This is a genomic window from Actibacterium naphthalenivorans, assembly GCF_014196965.1.
GTDB lineage: Bacteria > Pseudomonadota > Alphaproteobacteria > Rhodobacterales > Rhodobacteraceae > Actibacterium_A > Actibacterium_A naphthalenivorans.
On the sequence record NZ_JACIEQ010000001.1, the window covers coordinates 675,217 to 689,495 of the forward strand.

19 protein-coding genes are annotated in these 14,279 nt (G+C 64.2%); 12 read left to right on the forward strand and 7 right to left on the reverse strand.

Annotation, left to right across the window (positions count from 1 at the left end; translation table 11 throughout):
* Window positions 1–19 precede the first annotated feature (19 nt).
* The 5 genes from thrS (at window position 20) to GGR17_RS03225 (ending at window position 4,706) form a co-directional block, all read left to right on the forward strand.
* Complete coding sequence (thrS, locus tag GGR17_RS03205) at window positions 20–1,966, forward strand: threonine--tRNA ligase (protein ID WP_054538113.1); 1,947 nt, start codon at window positions 20–22, stop codon at window positions 1,964–1,966.
* Window positions 1,967–2,171: 205 nt separating this feature from the next.
* Entirely contained in the window at window positions 2,172–2,462 is a 291-nt protein-coding gene (locus tag GGR17_RS03210; RefSeq protein ID WP_037204109.1) for a BufA1 family periplasmic bufferin-type metallophore, read from the forward strand.
* 53 nt (window positions 2,463–2,515) lie between these two features.
* Window positions 2,516–3,376, forward strand: a complete 861-nt coding sequence (gene bufB / locus GGR17_RS03215; RefSeq protein WP_054538112.1) for an MNIO family bufferin maturase — start codon at window positions 2,516–2,518, stop codon at window positions 3,374–3,376.
* Window positions 3,373–4,134 (forward strand): HvfC/BufC N-terminal domain-containing protein, encoded by a 762-nt coding sequence (locus tag GGR17_RS03220; RefSeq protein WP_054538111.1) that lies wholly within the window; start codon window positions 3,373–3,375, stop codon window positions 4,132–4,134. The genes bufB and GGR17_RS03220 overlap by 4 nt, the downstream gene beginning before the upstream one ends.
* Entirely contained in the window at window positions 4,131–4,706 is a 576-nt protein-coding gene (locus GGR17_RS03225; RefSeq protein ID WP_054538110.1) for a DoxX family membrane protein, read from the forward strand. Before GGR17_RS03220 ends, GGR17_RS03225 begins: the two co-directional genes overlap by 4 nt.
* Here the strand turns inward: GGR17_RS03225 and GGR17_RS03230 are convergent.
* Complete coding sequence (locus GGR17_RS03230) at window positions 4,685–5,011, reverse strand: ArsC/Spx/MgsR family protein (protein ID WP_054538109.1); 327 nt, start codon at window positions 5,009–5,011, stop codon at window positions 4,685–4,687. The two genes, GGR17_RS03225 and GGR17_RS03230, sit on opposite strands and share 22 nt — an antisense overlap.
* A gap of 216 nt (window positions 5,012–5,227) precedes the next feature.
* Between GGR17_RS03230 and GGR17_RS03235 the strand changes: the two genes are divergently transcribed.
* Together GGR17_RS03235 and GGR17_RS03240 are read left to right on the forward strand one after the other, a co-directional pair.
* Window positions 5,228–5,434, forward strand: coding sequence for a cold-shock protein (locus GGR17_RS03235; RefSeq protein WP_037204123.1), 207 nt, complete (start codon window positions 5,228–5,230; stop codon window positions 5,432–5,434).
* A 254-nt stretch (window positions 5,435–5,688) separates the two neighbouring features.
* A complete protein-coding gene (locus tag GGR17_RS03240) occupies window positions 5,689–5,976 on the forward strand; it encodes a hypothetical protein (protein ID WP_037204129.1) in 288 nt (95 codons plus the stop codon).
* Window positions 5,977–5,988: 12 nt separating this feature from the next.
* Here GGR17_RS03240 and GGR17_RS03245 read toward each other — a convergent pair whose 3' ends face one another.
* The 3 genes from GGR17_RS03245 to thyX form a co-directional block, all read right to left on the reverse strand.
* Window positions 5,989–6,297: a hypothetical protein gene (locus GGR17_RS03245; RefSeq protein WP_255353380.1), complete on the reverse strand. Its 309-nt coding sequence runs from the start codon at window positions 6,295–6,297 to the stop codon at window positions 5,989–5,991.
* A gap of 96 nt (window positions 6,298–6,393) precedes the next feature.
* Entirely contained in the window at window positions 6,394–6,693 is a 300-nt protein-coding gene (locus tag GGR17_RS03250; RefSeq protein WP_054538108.1) for a hypothetical protein, read from the reverse strand.
* A gap of 215 nt (window positions 6,694–6,908) precedes the next feature.
* Window positions 6,909–7,817: an FAD-dependent thymidylate synthase gene (gene thyX / locus GGR17_RS03255; RefSeq protein WP_037204137.1), complete on the reverse strand. Its 909-nt coding sequence runs from the start codon at window positions 7,815–7,817 to the stop codon at window positions 6,909–6,911.
* Window positions 7,818–8,027: 210 nt separating this feature from the next.
* On the opposite strand from thyX, the gene GGR17_RS03260 reads away from it, so the two are divergent.
* From GGR17_RS03260 to GGR17_RS03275, 4 genes are all read left to right on the forward strand, one after another.
* Window positions 8,028–9,098 (forward strand): hypothetical protein, encoded by a 1,071-nt coding sequence (locus tag GGR17_RS03260; RefSeq protein ID WP_054538107.1) that lies wholly within the window; start codon window positions 8,028–8,030, stop codon window positions 9,096–9,098.
* Window positions 9,099–9,102: 4 nt separating this feature from the next.
* Window positions 9,103–10,473 (forward strand): tetratricopeptide repeat protein, encoded by a 1,371-nt coding sequence (locus GGR17_RS03265; protein WP_054538106.1) that lies wholly within the window; start codon window positions 9,103–9,105, stop codon window positions 10,471–10,473.
* Window positions 10,474–10,544: 71 nt separating this feature from the next.
* Window positions 10,545–10,973 carry a VOC family protein gene (locus GGR17_RS03270; RefSeq protein WP_037204143.1) on the forward strand — a complete coding sequence of 143 codons (429 nt, stop codon included), beginning with the start codon at window positions 10,545–10,547 and terminating at the stop codon, window positions 10,971–10,973.
* 9 nt (window positions 10,974–10,982) lie between these two features.
* Window positions 10,983–11,732, forward strand: a complete 750-nt coding sequence (locus GGR17_RS03275) for a DUF1194 domain-containing protein (protein ID WP_082386511.1) — start codon at window positions 10,983–10,985, stop codon at window positions 11,730–11,732.
* Here GGR17_RS03275 and GGR17_RS03280 read toward each other — a convergent pair.
* From GGR17_RS03280 to GGR17_RS03290, 3 genes are all read right to left on the reverse strand, one after another.
* The gene (locus GGR17_RS03280) at window positions 11,726–12,223 is read right to left on the reverse strand and encodes a MarR family winged helix-turn-helix transcriptional regulator (protein WP_054538105.1); all 498 of its coding nucleotides are present in this window, start codon (window positions 12,221–12,223) and stop codon (window positions 11,726–11,728) included. The two genes, GGR17_RS03275 and GGR17_RS03280, sit on opposite strands and share 7 nt — an antisense overlap.
* 87 nt (window positions 12,224–12,310) lie before the next feature.
* The gene (locus GGR17_RS03285) at window positions 12,311–12,571 is read right to left on the reverse strand and encodes an FAD assembly factor SdhE (protein ID WP_054538104.1); all 261 of its coding nucleotides are present in this window, start codon (window positions 12,569–12,571) and stop codon (window positions 12,311–12,313) included.
* Entirely contained in the window at window positions 12,571–12,975 is a 405-nt protein-coding gene (locus GGR17_RS03290; protein WP_054538103.1) for a helix-turn-helix domain-containing protein, read from the reverse strand. Before GGR17_RS03290 ends, GGR17_RS03285 begins: the two co-directional genes overlap by 1 nt.
* 87 nt (window positions 12,976–13,062) lie before the next feature.
* Here GGR17_RS03290 and GGR17_RS03295 point away from each other — a divergent pair, with 87 nt between their 5' ends.
* Window positions 13,063–14,265, forward strand: a complete 1,203-nt coding sequence (locus GGR17_RS03295) for a pyridoxal phosphate-dependent aminotransferase (RefSeq protein WP_054538102.1) — start codon at window positions 13,063–13,065, stop codon at window positions 14,263–14,265.
* The last annotated feature ends 14 nt before the right edge of the window (window positions 14,266–14,279 follow it).

The window sequence follows — 14,279 nt, forward strand, 5'->3', positions numbered from 1 at the left end:
AACCGACGAGGAGGCCCGCATGGCCCAGATTTCTCTCACCTTCCCTGATGGCAATGCGCGTGACTACGCGGCCGGTGTAACCCCCGCCCAGGTCGCCGCCGACATTTCCACCTCTCTGGCGAAAAAGGCGATCTCCGCCACCGTCAACGGCGCGCATTGGGATCTGCAGTGGCCGATCGCCCAGGATGCGTCGATCGCCATCAACACGATGAAAGACGACGCCCCCGCGCTGGAGCTGATCCGCCACGACCTGGCCCATATCATGGCCCGCGCGGTGCAGGAGCTGTGGCCGGATGTGAAGGTCACCATCGGCCCGGTGATCGAAAACGGCTGGTATTACGATTTCGACCGCGAAGAGCCCTTCACCCCCGAGGATCTGGGCGAGATCGAAAAGAAGATGAAGGAAATCATCAACCGCCGCGACCCCGTCACCACCGAGATCTGGGACCGCGACCGCGCGGTGAAATTCTACGAGGCCAACAACGAGCCCTACAAGGTCGAACTGATAGAGGCCATTCCCGGCACCGAACCGCTGCGCATGTACTGGCACGGCCATTGGCAGGATCTGTGCCGCGGCCCGCATCTGCAGCATACCGGTCAGGTGCCCGCCGACGCGTTCAAGCTGATGAGCGTGGCCGGCGCCTATTGGCGCGGCGACAGCGACCGCGCGATGCTGCAACGCATCTACGGCGTGGCCTTCAAGAACAAGGAAGACCTCAAGGCGCATCTGCACATGCTCGAAGAGGCCGCCAAGCGCGACCATCGCAAGCTGGGCCGCGAGATGGATCTGTTCCACATGCAGGAAGAGGCGCCGGGCCAGATCTTCTGGCACCCCAACGGCTGGCGCATCTACACCACGCTGCAGGATTACATGCGCCGCCGCCAGAACGCCGGCGGCTATGTCGAGGTCAACACCCCGCAGGTGGTCGACCGCAAGCTGTGGGAAGCCTCGGGCCACTGGGAAAAATACCAGGAGCATATGTTCATCGTCGAGGTAGACGAAGAGCATGCCCGCGAAAAGGCGGTGAACGCGCTGAAACCGATGAACTGCCCGTGCCACGTGCAGATCTTCAACCAGGGCCTGAAATCCTACCGCGACCTGCCGCTGCGCATGGCCGAATTCGGATCATGCAACCGCTATGAGCCTTCGGGCGCGCTGCATGGCATCATGCGGGTGCGCGGCTTCACCCAGGACGATGGCCATATCTTCTGCCGCGAGGATCAGATCGAAAGCGAGACCAAGGAGTTCATCGCCTTTCTGTCGGCGATCTACCGGGATCTCGGGTTCGACAGTTTCAAGGTCAAGTTCTCGGACCGCCCCGATATGCGCGCCGGCTCCGACGAGGTCTGGGACAGGGCCGAGGCCGCCCTGCTGGCCGCGACCCGCGCCGCCGGAATCGAGCCCACGCTGAACCCCGGCGAGGGCGCCTTCTACGGCCCCAAGCTGGAGTTCGTGTTGACCGACGCCATCGGGCGCGACTGGCAATGCGGCACCCATCAGGTGGATTTCGTGCTGCCCGAACGGCTCGACGCAAACTACATCGGCGAAGACGGCGCCAAGCATCGGCCCGTCATGCTGCACCGGGCCACGCTGGGTTCGTTCGAACGGTTCCTGGGCATCCTGATCGAAGAGCATGCCGGCAAGCTGCCCTTCTGGCTGGCGCCGCGTCAGGTCGTCGTCGCCTCGATCGTGTCGGATGCGGACGACTTCGTGCAAGAGGTCGTGGCGGCGCTGAAAGCCGTAGGCGTTCACGCCGAGGCCGATGTGCGCAACGAAAAGATCAACTACAAGGTGCGCGAACATTCGGTCGGCAAGGTGCCGGTGATCCTGGCCATCGGCCAGAAAGAGGTGGAAGAGCGCACCGTCACCGCCCGGCGGCTGGGCGAAAAGCAGACCACGGTTGTAACATTGGCAGAGATCGTGGCCACGCTCGCGCAGGAAGCCAAGGCGCCGGACCTGGCCTGAGCCGGGGATCAATACCGAGAAAAGCGCTGGTTTTCAGCGCTTTTCTCGTTTCATACGCCAAATACATTCAAGATTTTGCATTATTACAATCCATAACGCCCACGTGCAACACTCCCATGTGAGTGGCAGTTGATGACCCACCTTCGATAGCTCTTCCCGTGTCGCAGACAGCGACGTCTGGAAAACTGTTAAAAGGGAATTCACCATGTCCAACCACGTTAAAACGCTCGCCGTTGCCGGCGCACTGGCCGCCGCCCTGACTGCACATATCTCCGGCCCCGCGCAGGCGCAGGAGATGGAAAAATGCTTCGGCGTTTCGCTGGCCGGCCAGAATGACTGTGCTGCCGGCCCCGGCACCACCTGCGCCGGCACCGCCAGCGTCGACTATCAGGGCAACGCCTGGAAGCTCGTCCCGGCCGGCACCTGCACCACCATGGAACTGCCCGACGGCCGCATGGGCGCGCTCGAAGCGCTCGACCGCGACCTGCCGGCATAAAACGACAAGGCCCCCGGCCCGGCGCCGGGGGCTTTTCCTGTGGGAGGATCACCATGCTCGATACCGCGACACACCGCCATCACCACCTGCCCGATCGCCCCGGCGTCGGCTACAAACCCCAGCATTTCGCCGCGATCATGGAGGCGCCCGCGCCCGTCGAATGGTTCGAGATCCATGCCGAGAACTACATGGGCGACGGCGGCCGCCCCCTTGCGCAGCTGCGGCATCTGGCCGAACGGTTCGCGATCTCCGTTCACGGCGTCGGCCTGTCCATCGGCGGCGAGGCGCCGCTGGACCGTGACCATCTGGCCCGGCTGAAGCACCTGACCGGCTGGCTGCAACCGGCCCGCTTTTCCGAACACCTGGCCTGGTCCACCCATGACACGCAGTTCCTGAACGATCTGCTGCCCCTGCCCTATACCGCCCAAACGCTGACCCGCGTGGCCGACCATATCGACCAGGTGCAGGAGGCGCTGGGGCGGCAGATGCTTTTGGAAAACCCGTCCACCTATCTCGCCTTCGCCGAAAGCGATATGCCTGAAACCGCGTTTCTGGCCGAGATCGCCCGCCGCACCGGCTGCGGCCTGCTGCTGGATGTCAACAACGTCTTCGTGTCCGCCACCAATCAGCAGACCGACCCGCGCGCCTATATCGACGCCTTCCCGCTGCATCTCGTCGGTGAGATCCACCTCGGCGGCCATGACGAGGATGCCGACGACCACGGCGCGCCCCTGCTGATCGACAGCCACGGCGCCACGGTGGTGGATCCTGTCTGGGCGCTCTATGCCTATACGATCGCGCGCACCGGGCCCCGCCCCACCCTGATCGAATGGGACAATGACGTGCCCGACTGGCCGGTTCTGGCCGCCGAGGCGGCGCGCGCGGCGGCCGTGCTTGACCGGGTGCCGGCATGACGGTGCGCCAGCATGATTTCACCACCGCGCTGCTGAACCCGGCGGCGCCTGTCCCGCACGGCCTCACCGGGCCCGCGGGGCGCCCGGCGGGCAAGCGTTTCAACGTGTATCGCAACAATGTGGCGGTCAGCCTGACCGAAGCGTTGAAAACCGCCTTCCCGGTTTTGCGCGCGCTGGTGGGCGACGCGTTCTTCGAGGCGATGGCCGGCGTGTTCCTGCGCGACAACCCGCCGGAATCACCGCTGATGATGCATTATGGCGCGCAGATGCCCGGCTTTCTGGCCGGTTTCGCCCCCGTCCGGCATCTGGCCTACCTGCCAGACATCGCGCGGCTGGAGCTTGCCCTGCGCGAAAGCTATCACGCCAAAGACGCCACCCCCGTCGCCCCCGAGGTGCTGCTGGCGCTGCCGCCCGACCGGCTGATGCAGGCGCGGCTGCGCCTCGCGCCTGCCCTGCGCCTTCTGCAGGCGCCCTTTCCGGTGGCGTCGATCTGGCTGGCCCACAGGCAGGCGGATGCGCCCAAGCCCGCGATGCGCCCGGAAGCCGCGCTGATCACCCGCCCCGGCTTTGACCCGGTGGTCAGCGCGCTGCCCCCGGGCGGCGGCGCCTTCGTCGCCGGCCTGCTCTCGGGTCAACCGCTGGCCCCCGCCCTGGCCATGGCCGAGGCAGAGACCCCCGATTTCGACCTGACAGAAACACTAGGCCTGCTGATCAGCGGCCAGGCGATCATCGCCATCGAAGAGAAGGTATTGCTGTGAACACCCTGATTTCCATTCATGACGCCACGTTCGACCGGCTGGAAAACGCCGCCGCCCCTTGGCTTCTGCCGACGCTGGCGCGCTTCACCTTCGCCGCGACGCTGCTGCTTTACTTCTGGAATTCGGGCCTGACCAAACTCGGCGGCGGCATCGGCGGGCTGTTTGCCCCGTCGCTGGGCGCCTATGCGCAGATCTTCCCCAAGGCGATGGAGGCCGTCGGCTATGATGTCGGTCAGCTCGGCCTGTTTCACCGGCTGGTGGTTCTGGCCGGTACCTATGCCGAGTTCCTGCTGCCGCTGCTTTTGCTGCTCGGCCTTGCCACCCGTCTGTCGGCGCTTGGCATGATCGGCTTCATCGCGGTGCAATCGCTGACCGATCTGTTCGGCCATGGCGCGATCAGCCAGCCCGAAACGCTGGGCGCGTGGTTCGACCGGGTGCCCGACAGCCCGATCCTGGATCAGCGGCTGTTCTGGATTACCGTCCTGATGGTGCTGGTGATCCGCGGGGCCGGCCCGCTCTCGCTCGACCGGCTGCTGCGGCGCCACGCGCCCTATGACAGCAGCGCCGCCTGAACGTCTTTGCCCCAACCAAGCCAGAGCTGCCCACCCTGGTCTATGACCGGTCGTTTCATCAGTGCCGGATGCGCCCGCAGGAGCGTCAGAGGGTCGCCCGCGCGCTCCTCCTCGCTCAGGCCGCGCCACGTCGTTGAGCGGCGATTGAGCAGGTCATCCCCGAATTCGGTCAGAAACCGCTGCACCTCCGCCTCCGGCAAACCATCGGCCCGGACGTCGACAAACGTCACCTCATGCCCTGCCGCAGCCAATGATTTCATGGCTTTGCGGCAGGTGTCACAGTTCTTCAGCCCATAAACCTGCATTTCGCCCTCGTTTTGCGCAGACTATAGCCGGGCGGCGCGGAAGGCGAGACTTCACCCTTGATTTTCACGCGATTCGCCCCCCATGATTTTGACGTGACGACAGAGTTTCTATGACGACCGCTCCTCCTTCAGGGGCAGCCGGAAGACTTGGAAGACCCTGGCTGTGACCTGCCCGAAGCAATACCGCGGACGGGCCTTGACGAAAGGAGAAACGGAATGCCCACCGGCACCGTGAAATGGTTCAACACCACCAAAGGCTACGGCTTCATTGCGCCCGATGATGGCGGCAAGGATATTTTCGTGCATATTTCGGCCGTTGAACGCGCCGGAATGACCGGGCTGGCCGACAATCAGAAGGTCGCCTTTGAAATGATCGAAGGCCGGGATGGCCGCCAGTCCGCCGGCGATCTCAAGGCGCTCTGACCGACGATTCACTTTCACATCTGCGCCGCGCGATCCCTCCGGGCGGCGCTTTGTTTTTCGGCAAACGCTGCTATTTCGCTCATTCGGTTCGCGCCCGTCCGGAGCGCGCCGCGACGCGGCAATCGTGATTAGGCGCGACAGCACGCCGCATCTATCCTGACCCCACGACGCGAACGAAAAATGGGAGGTGAGCGGCCGCAAGGGCTGATCCCTCTTCCTGCGCACGCTCACCTTCCCCAGCGAAGGAGGGTGACATGCCTGATTTTCTGACCATTCTGGCCATCTACTACAGTTGCGATCTGGCCGCGCAGAGCACATTTCTGCCCCCCGCCGAAGCGCAGATCTGCGCCGTGGCCTACAGCCGGGTCAAAGCGCATTTCCTGACCGAAGAGGAACTGGCCGCCCTTGCCGGTGCCCCCATGGCCACGCGGGCGGCGGGGCTGCGCGACGGGTACCTTCGGTTCAAGGCGTGGGAAACCGACCATCCCGGCACCGTCCGGCATCTGCGACAGGCCGGGGCGCTGAAACTGATCGACGGTTAGGCCAAGCCCCTGTCAGGCCGGATCTTTTTCCGGCCTGGGCGACAGATCGCTCCAGTCTTCGCCCATGGCGACGATACAGCTTTTGCCATCGGCATAGGTCATCACAAGGGTCCAGTCGCCGGATGATTCCGAGCGCCAGACTTCCATGATCCGTTCGATATCTCGTATGCCGGTGGCCACGCGGGTTTCACCAAGCTGCCGGGTCAGCTTTTGGGTCATCTCATCGCGCGGGGCGCAGATGATTTCGGCAATGGGCGAGGCGGCAACCGCCGACCCGCCCAGCAAGGCGGCTGTCAGAACAGCGATGCGGAGAGAGGGCACGGGTGAGTCGGTCCTTCTTGTTCTTGGCTCTGAACCAAGTGTAACAGGAATATGACGACCCGTGGATCAAATTTACGGATAAGCTTATCCGCCCCCTTACCAGCCCAGTTCCTGATAGCCCGAGTCCTTCACGTTCAGGATGAAGACGCGGCCGTTATAATGCTGCGGAACCTCTGCCACCTGCTGGAACGGGAACACCGGCGTTCCATCGCAAGACACGCCCGAGGGCGCCTGGACCGGCGCCAACTGAAGCGGGCAGTTGTTGACCGTATACGGATAAGACCGCACCGGCGTGGAGTTCGGATTGTTCGGTGCGGTATCGGTTCCGGCCAGCGCCGAAACCGCAGACAGCACAAGAGAGCCGCACAAGGCGGCCGCATAGGTCGTGTTCAACATGGTACCCCCACCAATAAATGTTTTACTGCTCGAAAATCTTTTTATTAACGAAACGTTAATCTCTTGGGGGGCGGAGTCAATCGAGTCGGGCGCGCGGCGGCGCGGCCTCGCGGGATGTTTGCGCTGACACGCGGCGGGGCTTCAATCGCCGGTTGATCGCACCTTCCGCACGAAACGCCCCCCGGTTATGTACGAAAGACATGAGGCTCAGAGCCTCACTCCCCCAACACGCCCTCGAACTCCCGCCATTCGCCCTTGCTCATGCCGGAATTTTCCTGCGTCACCTCTTCACCCTTCAGCATCCGGCGCAGACAGTCGAGCGCCTTTGAGGAAAGTGTGACGCCGCCCATCCGGTAATCCTCGAACGCGGCGAAGGCGGCGGGCACCCAGTCGGCCACGACCGAACAGATCGCGTCGGCGTAAACCCGGATCTCGTATTGCGCATGGACGTCGGCGCGCAGACGCAGAAAGTGGAACAGGTTGTGCAGATCAACCTTCCAGTACCATTGCGTGTAGATATTCGCGGGCAGGTTCATCCGGGCCAGCTCTCGCGCGAGGCCCTGCTGGCCCTCGTCGGAAATCATCGCCTCATAATTGTCATAGGCGCGGTTGCTGTCGGCCTTGAGAATCTCCAGCACGCGGGCGGCCTCTGCCCCTTCCAGAACCGCGCCGCGGCCCTGGTTGTTCACAACCGACTGCGCCGCCAGCGCGCCCGGCTCGGGGATGTAGAACTCTCGGTCGAGGATCGAGTAGCGGGCCGAATATTCGTTGACGTTGGCGGTGCGGTGGCGGATCCACTGCCGCGCAACGAAGACCGGCAGTTTGACATGCAGCTTGATCTCGCACATCTCGAACGGGGTCGAATGCCAGTGCCGCATCAGATAGCGGATCAGCCCGGCATCGTTGCTGACAGATTTGGTGCCCTTTCCATAGGACACGCGCGCCGCCTGACAGATGGCGGCATCGTCGCCCATATAGTCGATAACCCGGACAAACCCGTGATCCAGCACCGGGATCGCCTTGTAAAGATGCGCCTCCATCCCTTCGGACACCGCCCGCAGCGTGGGTTTCGGCGTGGCGCGCAGGGTGTCAATCTCGGCCTGTTGCTCGGGGCTCAGCGGCATGGGGGCGATCCTTGTTGTTCTTCAAACGAGTCGGAGGCCACTATATCTATGGCGGCACCTTTGCGGAACCACGATATGCGGTGAATTTCGCGCGACCCCGGCAAGGCGGGATTTTACGCAACGCATCGGCAAAAGCCACCCGCCGGGAATTGACTTTTGGCCCCGCAAACAAGACGCTTCGCGCAAAACGAATAAACAAAGAGCAGCATCATGAAACGCATTTTCCTTGCCTCGGCGGCCTGTCTTGCGGTTGCCGCCTGTTCCGGCGGCGATGGCACCAACCCGATCACCGGCGGCCCGACCGATGACACCGAGGATCCCACCACGGATCCGACCACCGACCCGACGACCGATCCGGGCACCGGCATCGACAGTGACCGCACCGTGCCCCCCGGCACGGCCAGCCCCACCGCCGATCTGGGTATCTATCGCTACGAGCCGCCCACCGACACCGGCGACGGCTATGCACAATCGGTCAGCTATGATGCCGCCACCGATACGTTTTCGGTTGATAACCTGGCCTTCGACGGCGCCAACACCTATCAGCGCGACGATATAGTCGGCAGCCTCGGCCCCTACGCGGTTTATGAGGGTGACGGCGTGTTCAACGATCCGGTCACCGGCGTTCCGATCTCTCAGTTCGAGCACAAGGCGATCTACGGCGTCAGCACCAATACCGATGCCAACGGGCTGGCCACCACGCAATTCGCCATCGTGCGCACCGGCGCCTATGTAGGCTACGGCTTCGGCGGTTTCGTCTATCAGCGCGACGGCGGCGTGACCCTGCCCACCACCGGTCAGGCGGCCTATTCCGGCCAATATGCCGCGCTGCGCGACTTCAACGGCAAGGGCGGGCTGGAATATGCCACCGGCGACATGACCGCGGCCATCGACTTCAACGATTTCAACGCCGGCGACGCGGTAAAGGGCAAAGTGACCAACCGCCGTGTTTACGATGTGAACGGCAGCGATATAACCGAGTCGATTATCAGCGCCCTGGGAACGCAATACGGCAGAAGTTATACCGCGCTACCGCAGATTAACTTCGTGGTCGGCCCTGGCGTTCTCGATACGAATGGAGAGATTCTGGGCGGCGTGAGCAGCAATGTCACCGACGCGACCGGCGCGCTGCAGGGGTTCGAAACCGGCAAATACTATGCCGTCATCTCCGGCGACAACGCGGATGAAATCGTCGGCGTGCTGACGGCCGAGGCTGAAGATCCACGTTATGACAACGTCACGGTGCGCGAAACCGGCGGGTTCATCCTGTACCGGCCCTGAGGCGATGCGTTTCGCCCGGCCCCTGCGGCTGGCCTGGCTCTGCGCCGGCCTGCTGCTGACCGCGTTGCCCGCCGTTGCCCAGACGGCGGTCACCCTGCGCCCGGATCAAATGCGCGCCGCCGTCGGCCTGGCGCTGGAACAGCGGGACGACGCGACAGCCCTGCGCCTGGCAGAGGCGCTGCTGCAGCGCGACCCGCAGGACGTGTTCGCCCTGATCGCCAAATCGCGCGCGGCACGGAATCTGGGGCAGTACGATACGGCACGCGCCGCGGGGCGCGCGGCCTGGCAACTGGCGGAAACCGAGAACGACCGTTACTTTGCGGCTCTTTCAGTGGCGCAGGCGCTGTCTTCGGCCGGGGCGCGGACCCGTGCCCAGCTTTGGCTGCGCCGCGCCGCGCAGGTCGCGCCGAGCGATACCGCACGGGCGCTGGCCGTTCGCGATTTCCGCTATGTGCGCGGCCGCAACCCATGGTCTACCCAGCTGTCCTTCGGCATCACGCCCTCGTCCAACGTCAACAACGGCTCCAAATCAGACACCATTGATATCGGGGGGCTTTCCTTCATCCTCAGCGGCGATGCGCGGGCGCTTTCGGGGATCGAGTACCGGTTCGGCCTGCAGTCGGAATACCGGCGCCGGGTGCAAGAGCGCACGTGGCTGTTCGTTTCCGGCGCGCTCGACACCAAATCCTATAGCCTGTCATCCGAGGCACGGGCCCAGGCGCCCGACGTCGACAGTGGCGATCTGGCCTATCAGGAGGCGCAGCTGACATTCGGCGGCACCACCTTCGTGTCGCGGGCAACCGGGCCAACCACCCTGTCGACCACCTTTGGCAAGGCGTGGTCGGGCGGCGCGCATCTGGCCGATTACCTGCGGCTTCAGGCGCAGCAGGGCGTCCGGCTGGGGCAGACGGGCAGGCTGCGCTTTTCGCTGTCGGCCGAAGAGCAGTGGCGCAAGGATTACAGCATCAACGACTCGACCACCTGGACGGCCGAGGCGGCGTGGTCACGGCGCCTGCCGGGGGGTGGCGGGTTGCAGCTTGGGCTTGGCCTGCGCGATGCGCAATCCGACGGGCCGGCCATCGCCCATGACGCGCGCATCGCCACCGTGACCTACAACCACGGCAAGCCCGTTATCGGGGCATGGCTGGGCGTTTCGCTGAGCTATGAGGCGCGGCAGTATGACCAGCCGCTTTACGGCACCTCGGCCCGCGCCGACGACAAGACGACGCTGCGGCTGACCGCCTTCTTCGCCGAGCGTGATTATTACGGGTTCGCCCCGGAAATCGCGCTGAAGGCCAGCCGCAACCTGTCCAACGTATCGCTCTATGAGAACGAGGAATACGGCATCAGCATCGGCGTGCGCTCGGCCTTTTGACGGAATGGTCCGGCGGCCTTTACCGCCCCCCGCGATGTGCTAGGTTTTCGACCGGTAGCAGGAGACATCCCATGCAGGTAAAATACCTTCACACCATGGTCCGGGTTCTGGATCTGGAAAAATCCATGGCATTTTATGAACTTCTCGGCCTGAAGGAGACGCGGCGCATCGACAGCGAAGGCGGGCGCTTTACCCTCGTCTATCTGGCCGCGCCCGGGCAGGAGGAATGCCCGGTCGAGCTGACGTGGAACTGGGACGGCGACGACGGGTTGCCATCGGACAGCCGTCATTTCGGGCATCTGGCCTATGAGGTCGAGGATATCTACGCGATGTGCCAGCATCTGATGGACAATGGCGTGACCATCAACCGCCCGCCGCGCGACGGGTACATGGCCTTTGTGCGCAGCCCCGACAATATCTCGATCGAGCTGTTGCAGGCGGGCGGCGCCAAGGAGCCGGCCGAACCCTGGGCCAGCATGGAAAACACCGGCCATTGGTAGCCCCTCCACATGGGGCGGAAAGGTAATACGCTGAAGACGCCCCATGCAGATCTGCGCCCTGCCCTGCTGGGCATGGCCGTTGGTCTCGGCCTTGTCATGCCCGCGATGGCGGGCGCGGCCTGTCGGCAGGCGCTGGCGATCGGGCTTGATGTGTCGGGTTCGGTCGATGTGCATGAATACCGGCTTCAGCTCGACGGGCTGGCGGCGGCGCTGCTTCACCCCGAGGTGCAGCAGGCGCTGCTGGCCATGCCCGAGGCGCCGGTGATGCTGGCCGTCTACGAATGGAGCAGCATAGAGGATCAGGCGGTCCTTCTGCCCTGGACGCAAGTGGACAGCGCGCAAACGCTGACAGAGGCGGCGGCGGCCATCACCGGGGCCCGGCGCCAGCTTGCCGGCCAGGCCACCGCCATCGGCGCCGCGCTTCTGACCGGGGGCCGTTTGCTGCGCGATCAGGCCGGATGCTGGACCCGCACGCTGGATCTGACAGGCGACGGCGAATCGAACGACGGGCCGCGCCCGCGCGAGGTCCGGCCCGATACCCTGCTGCGCGGCCTCACGATCAACGCGCTCGTCATCGGCGAAGAGACCGGCGATGCGGCCGCGGAACTGACGGCCTATTTCCGGGCCGAGGTCATTCAGGGGCCCGGCGCCTTTGTCGAGCCGGCGCACGGGTTCAGGGAATTCGAGGATGCGATGGTGCGCAAACTGCTGAAGGAACTCATGGGCCTCAGCGTGGCCCGGCTGGCCCCGGATCAGTAGATATAACGGATCTGATCGGTCCAGTAACGTTCCATCCGGCGCAGCGAGGCCGTGATATTCTCCAGCCCGTCCATGCCGATGACACCCCGTTCCTGCAGCCCCTCGGCGTGGCGGGCGAACAGATCGCCCACCAGATCGCGCACCTCCCGCCCACGGGCGGTCAGCCGGACACGCACCGAACGGCGGTCAACCTCGCTCCGCTGGTGGTGCATATAGCCCATCTCGACCAGTTTCTTGAGGTTGTAGGACACGTTCGACCCCTGATAGTAGCCACGGCTTTTCAGCTCGCCCGCCGTCACCTCGTTGTCGCCGACGTTGAACAGAAGAAGCGCCTGAACCGGGTTGATCTCGGGCACGCCGACCCGTTCGAACTCATCCTTGATGACATCAAGCAGCAGACGGTGCAGCCGCTCCACCAATGCAAGCGCCTCCAGATACCCCGACATGAATCCGGGGCGCGCCGGCGCCGAAATAGGGCCTTGGATACTCATCTGTCACTCCGTCCGTCACTGCGTGGGAACAGGGATAAACGCCAAGGTCAGAAGATTTGGTTAAGGCCGCATCACGCCTGCGCGCGCTCAGCGGGCACCGGCATGCACGGCGATCCGTTCGATCAGACCGGCAAAGGCGGCGGGCGGCTGCGCCTGCCCGGTGACCCACCGATAGAGATCCTGATCGTTCTCCTCCATCAGCGCGTCCAGCGCATCCAGCTCGACCGTGGCCATGGCCGCCAGCTCGGACCGGGCGAAATTGCCCAGGATGATATCCATCTCCTTCATCCCGCGATGCCCGGCGCGCATCACCATCCGTTTGAGCCGGTTTTCATGCGTTTCCTGCATCACATCCCCTCTTTCAGCGTTGCGCGCAGCTTCTTTTCCAGCCGCCCCAGCTTGTCGGCCAACAGGCCCATCTCCGATTTGACTCCGCGTATCTCGGTCAGAAGATCGCGCATGTCCGGCGAGACCGGCACCTCCTGCTCGGGCGCGTCGAGCCCGTCGCCCTCGCCGTTCAGCAGCCACATGATCGATACGTTCAGCACCCCCGCCAACATCTGGAGCTTGTTGGCGCGCGGCTCGTTCAGATCCTCTTCCCAGGCGCGCACGGTTTTCAGCTTGACCCCCATGCGCCTGGCCAGCTCCGCCTGTGTCAGCCCCAGCGCCTCGCGCGCGCCGGCCATCCGGTCGCCGAATGTCGCGGCCTCGTCCGAATACCAGTCGTTCTCGCCGTCTGTTTCGCTCTGCATCGCTTCCGCCTTTCCGCCGAACCTGCTTGAACGGCCTTCGCGCGCACCCTATGAGAGAAGTCATGCGTTTTCAAACCGGAGGCGACCATGCCCTTTCTTTCCGCGACACTTGACCGGGTGAAACCCTCGCCGACCATCGCCGTCTCCAACATGGCGCGCGAGCTGAAGGCCGCGGGCAAGGACGTCATCGGCCTCGGCGCCGGAGAGCCGGATTTCGACACGCCCGACAATATCAAGCAGGCCGCGAAGGCCGCCATCGACGCCGGCAAGACGAAATACACCGCCGTCGACGGTATCCCCGAACTGAAAGAGGCGATCTGCGCCAAGCTCAAGCGCGACAACGGGCTGGAGTATACCCCCGCGCAGGTGTCCGTGGGCACCGGCGGCAAGCAGATCCTCTACAACGCTCTGGTGGCCACGATGAACCCCGGAGACGAGGTGATCATCCCCGCGCCCTACTGGGTCAGCTACCCCGACATGGTGCTGCTGGCCGGCGGCGAACCGGTGATCGCCGAGGCATCCATCCAGACCGGCTTCAAGTTGACGGCCGATCAGCTCGAGGCGGCGATCACGCCAAAGACCAAATGGTTCATCTTCAACTCGCCCTCCAACCCGACCGGGGCGGGCTACACGCGCGCCGAGCTGAAAGAGCTGACCGACGTTCTGATGCGCCACCCCCATGTCTGGGTGATGACCGATGACATGTACGAACACCTGACCTACGGCGATTTCGAATTCTGCACCCCGGCGCAGGTCGAACCGGGGCTCTATGACCGCACACTCACCTGCAACGGCGTGTCCAAGGCCTATGCCATGACAGGCTGGCGCATCGGCTATGCCGCGGGCCCGGAAAAACTGATCGCCGCGATGCGCAAGATCCAGTCGCAAAGCACCTCCAACCCCTGCTCGATCAGCCAATGGGCGGCGGTCGAGGCGCTGAACGGCCCGCAGGATTTCATCGCCGAGAACAACAAGGTGTTCCAGCGCCGCCGCGACATGGTGGTCGAGATGCTGAATGCCGCAGAGGGGATTTCCTGCCCGGTGCCGGAAGGCGCGTTCTATGTCTACCCGTCGGTCGCGGGCTGCATCGGCAAGACCTCGGCCGGCGGCGTGAAGATCGACAATGACGAAACCTTCGCGAAAGCGCTGCTCGAGGAAAAGGGCGTGGCCGTGGTCTTCGGCGCGGCGTTCGGGCTGTCCCCCAATTTCCGCGTCAGCTACGCCACATCCGACGACGCGCTGAAAGAAGCCTGCACCCGCATCCGGGATTTCTGCGCCACCCTGACCTGACAAAGGGCCCCCGC

Coding starts and splice junctions, on each gene's coding strand:
- GGR17_RS03260 (WP_054538107.1), top strand. CDS start 8,028: ATGAAACGCATTTTCCTTGCCTCGGCGGCCTGTCTTGCGGTTGCCGCC.
- GGR17_RS03280 (WP_054538105.1), bottom strand. CDS start 12,223: ATGAGTATCCAAGGCCCTATTTCGGCGCCGGCGCGCCCCGGATTCATG.
- GGR17_RS03275 (WP_082386511.1), top strand. CDS start 10,983: ATGGGGCGGAAAGGTAATACGCTGAAGACGCCCCATGCAGATCTGCGC.
- GGR17_RS03235 (WP_037204123.1), top strand. CDS start 5,228: ATGCCCACCGGCACCGTGAAATGGTTCAACACCACCAAAGGCTACGGC.
- GGR17_RS03295 (WP_054538102.1), top strand. CDS start 13,063: ATGCCCTTTCTTTCCGCGACACTTGACCGGGTGAAACCCTCGCCGACC.
- GGR17_RS03240 (WP_037204129.1), top strand. CDS start 5,689: ATGCCTGATTTTCTGACCATTCTGGCCATCTACTACAGTTGCGATCTG.
- thrS (WP_054538113.1), top strand. CDS start 20: ATGGCCCAGATTTCTCTCACCTTCCCTGATGGCAATGCGCGTGACTAC.
- GGR17_RS03220 (WP_054538111.1), top strand. CDS start 3,373: ATGACGGTGCGCCAGCATGATTTCACCACCGCGCTGCTGAACCCGGCG.
- GGR17_RS03290 (WP_054538103.1), bottom strand. CDS start 12,975: ATGCAGAGCGAAACAGACGGCGAGAACGACTGGTATTCGGACGAGGCC.
- bufB (WP_054538112.1), top strand. CDS start 2,516: ATGCTCGATACCGCGACACACCGCCATCACCACCTGCCCGATCGCCCC.
- GGR17_RS03250 (WP_054538108.1), bottom strand. CDS start 6,693: ATGTTGAACACGACCTATGCGGCCGCCTTGTGCGGCTCTCTTGTGCTG.
- GGR17_RS03230 (WP_054538109.1), bottom strand. CDS start 5,011: ATGCAGGTTTATGGGCTGAAGAACTGTGACACCTGCCGCAAAGCCATG.
- GGR17_RS03210 (WP_037204109.1), top strand. CDS start 2,172: ATGTCCAACCACGTTAAAACGCTCGCCGTTGCCGGCGCACTGGCCGCC.
- GGR17_RS03285 (WP_054538104.1), bottom strand. CDS start 12,571: ATGCAGGAAACGCATGAAAACCGGCTCAAACGGATGGTGATGCGCGCC.
- GGR17_RS03265 (WP_054538106.1), top strand. CDS start 9,103: ATGCGTTTCGCCCGGCCCCTGCGGCTGGCCTGGCTCTGCGCCGGCCTG.
- thyX (WP_037204137.1), bottom strand. CDS start 7,817: ATGCCGCTGAGCCCCGAGCAACAGGCCGAGATTGACACCCTGCGCGCC.
- GGR17_RS03270 (WP_037204143.1), top strand. CDS start 10,545: ATGCAGGTAAAATACCTTCACACCATGGTCCGGGTTCTGGATCTGGAA.